This is a genomic window from Angustibacter peucedani (assembly GCF_054779595.1).
The window spans coordinates 1-2,791 of sequence record NZ_BAAGXY010000182.1 but is presented as its reverse complement, the minus strand read 5'-3'; the positions used below and the strand labels follow the sequence as shown (position 1 = coordinate 2,791).

Here is a 2,791-nt window from a genome sequence, read left to right as displayed (position 1 = left end):
CACGCAGTTAACATGTCGGGCGTTATTAACTAACTTACTGATTTCAATAATGCTCTGGTGCCGCTAGGTATGCTTTGGGGCATCTGTGGGGCAAAATCCGCGAGCCTCTGATTCAGCATTGCGATCTGCTCACTACTGCTGTCTGCCATCCACGCACCGTATACGTTGAAGACCATCTGGGCGCTCGCATGGCCCATCTGACTGGCAATGAAGCTGGGGTTAGCGCCAGCTGACAGTGACCAGCATGCATACGTGTGACGCGACTGATATGCTTTCCTGTGCCTTATCCCTGCTCGCTTCATCGCTGCGTCCCATAAATCACCTATCGAGTCGACTTTGTAGATGATCCCCACCTGCTGACATCTTCTGACCAGTTGAGGGTTGAAAACAAATGTACACTCGTGGCTCTCAGTTCTGCCGTATTCGCGCAGCTGAACATCGATTTGATGCTTTTTTCCAAACCTGGTCATTTCCGCCTGATTCCTCAGGACGCTGATCGCAGGCTGAATGAGGTGTATCACTCTGTTGGTACTGGCCTCAGTTTTCGGTAGAGTGAATTCACCCAGTTTTGTATAATTGCGCCTGATTGTTATTGTTCCAGCTTCAAGATCGATATCCTCCCAGGCCAGGGAGGTCAGCTCCCCATGACGGACCCCTGTGTATACTGCTAGTGACCACAGGTTTTTCGTCTGCTGATGCCGGCATGCATCAATCAGGCGAATAAATTCGTCACGAGTTAGCGGATCTGGCTCTGCCCTGGCTTTTTTGAGAGGCTTGATCCCGTCGAATGGGTTCGCCTCTAAGTAACCGTGATCTGCGGCAAACTGAAACATTCCGGCAATAGTTGTCATGTAATAATTTACGGTGACAACACTTCTTCCCTTTGCCGGGACCTTCCCCTTCATTGGCATCTGGTGACCGGTCAGTAAATCTTTCCTGATATACAGTAATTCCTCTTTCGTCACCGCCGACACCAGCCGATTACCCCCGATCCTTGGCACCATATTCCTTGTGACCGACTCATAACGGTTGAGTGCGTTCGCGCAGATTTCCATTCTCTTCAGATCCAGCCACTTTTCGGCAAGCTCTGACACTGTAATTTCTTTCTTCCCCACCCCAAAAGTCTTGAGGTTAGGGGAGTCCGGAAACTGTGCCGCGTACTCAAATGTGCCTGTTCTGATGGCAAAACATACCGATGTCCGCAGTTCCCCGGCGATCTTCCTGTTCTTAGCGGTGTCAGGGACACCGAGGCTCTCCCTGACACGCTTACCTTTGAAATTAAACCAGATGCGCAATGTGCCACCGTGGTTTTCGACGCCTGTTGGATATGTAACTCTATCCATTGATTCCTCCAGACGCCCAAGAGCGATATGAGATTACCTTTTTCATGGCCTCAGATCACCCAGGCTGTTTGTTTTTCATTGAGGCCACCCACGCATCGACCGCTTTACGGTTGTACATGCACTCGCTGGAAGGTTTCGGATTTCCGTCCGGTGAAACGTGCACATATTCCCGCCCAACCATCCAGCATTCTTTTCTGGCCCGGAGGATGGTTCCGGGCTTGAGCCCGGTAACCGCAATCAGAACCTTTTCGCTAACCCAGTCATTCGGTACCAGAAGAACAACGTCGCTCATAATCACCTCACACTACATCCAGGCCACAGCAGTGGCACCACACTTCAAACATCCGCTTAACCACTTCCCGGCAATAAAGCCCCTGAATATCCCGTGTCAGGTCGTAGCGGTTTCCGTATCGCTTACGAACCCATATTTCAAAAGCTGTATTCATCGTGCCGCCTCCCTGATTGCAGTTCTGTAAGCGCGTAATGCATCACGGCTTTTACCAGAAATAACCGTTTTCAGGATGAAAGTTCCGTGCCGTGAACTCACTACGGCTGGCACCAGAAACAGAGTGTTTTCAACTACCCTGTTATGCTTCCGGTACTCGAATACGGTGCTGGAGATAACGATATTTGCTACAGCGCCATAGTCTTGGTATTGGATTTTCATTCAGCGTACCCCGGCAGGCTTTGTTGCTTTGAGTTCGTCACGTTCTTTGACGTAGCGCTCGTGCATCGCGTCCCATTTTGCACACCATTTCTCCATTTCTCGCTTGCGCGCCAGGATACGACGCAGACGGCGAACACAACGCTGGTGGGCGGCCAGATACTCCGCTTTTGTTTCCCCATCTCGCCATACCTCCATATCATCGCGATCAATACGCACCCTCGGGTGACGCTGCGGAAAACCAGAACGCTCAAAAGCCTCGGTGGTCATGAAGAAAGCCAGATAGCGGATCGCCGTATCTCGCGTGAAGCATTTTTTGATACGTCTGTGGCGTACCGCCACGTACAGTGGGCCAACTGGCGTACCATGTTTCTGTAATGCCAGGTCAATCATGCTTACGGTGCGTTTATCGTTCATTTCCGGTCCTTAACTTCGTTGTATCGTTCGTGACTCATAACTTCCCAGTTCTGTCCTCCATCACGTGAAAGCAGCCTCCACCGAAGGTTCACTTTAAGGCTGAGGTAACCAGTCCGACGCATTCGCCGCGGTGAAATCCGCTGCTGCCGGAATTGCAGGAGAATCTTCACTGCCTGAAAGTGAACCCACTCAGGAATTCGTATCGCTGTCAGTGCCACCAGCTACCTCCTCAAATCTCAGCTCCATTTCGCGCGCCATTTCGATAAACGTGGCCAGTGAGCAAATGTGCTCGTCGTCGAGCAGCCGGCGGTCGCATATCACCCTCCCGTTCTCGATGTGCAGAACTACCCGCCCGGTAAAATCAGGG

The 2,791-nt window shown here is 51.4% G+C and carries 6 protein-coding genes; all 6 read right to left on the bottom strand.

The features are described 5' to 3' along the window. Window positions 1–29: 29 nt before the first annotated feature. Genes ACYVJ4_RS18660 through ACYVJ4_RS18635 form a run of 6 tightly spaced genes read right to left on the bottom strand, consistent with a single transcriptional unit; the run spans window position 30 to window position 2,642 of the window. The gene (locus ACYVJ4_RS18660) at window positions 30–1,343 is read right to left on the bottom strand and encodes a tyrosine-type recombinase/integrase (RefSeq protein WP_023294931.1); all 1,314 of its coding nucleotides are present in this window, start codon (window positions 1,341–1,343) and stop codon (window positions 30–32) included. Between the two features lie 55 nt (window positions 1,344–1,398). After that, window positions 1,399–1,635, bottom strand: coding sequence for an excisionase family protein (locus ACYVJ4_RS18655; RefSeq protein WP_023294930.1), 237 nt, complete (start codon window positions 1,633–1,635; stop codon window positions 1,399–1,401). Window positions 1,636–1,642: 7 nt separating this feature from the next. Then, a complete protein-coding gene (locus tag ACYVJ4_RS18650; RefSeq protein ID WP_108454207.1) occupies window positions 1,643–1,789 on the bottom strand; it encodes a hypothetical protein in 147 nt (48 codons plus the stop codon). After that, window positions 1,786–2,010: a hypothetical protein gene (locus ACYVJ4_RS18645; protein WP_032103970.1), complete on the bottom strand. Its 225-nt coding sequence runs from the start codon at window positions 2,008–2,010 to the stop codon at window positions 1,786–1,788. Before ACYVJ4_RS18645 ends, ACYVJ4_RS18650 begins: the two co-directional genes overlap by 4 nt. Next, entirely contained in the window at window positions 2,011–2,424 is a 414-nt protein-coding gene (locus tag ACYVJ4_RS18640; RefSeq protein ID WP_023294928.1) for a hypothetical protein, read from the bottom strand. It lies immediately after the preceding gene. Further along, a complete protein-coding gene (locus tag ACYVJ4_RS18635) occupies window positions 2,421–2,642 on the bottom strand; it encodes a ParE family toxin-like protein (protein ID WP_032103971.1) in 222 nt (73 codons plus the stop codon). The genes ACYVJ4_RS18640 and ACYVJ4_RS18635 overlap by 4 nt, the downstream gene beginning before the upstream one ends. Window positions 2,643–2,791: the final 149 nt, after the last annotated feature.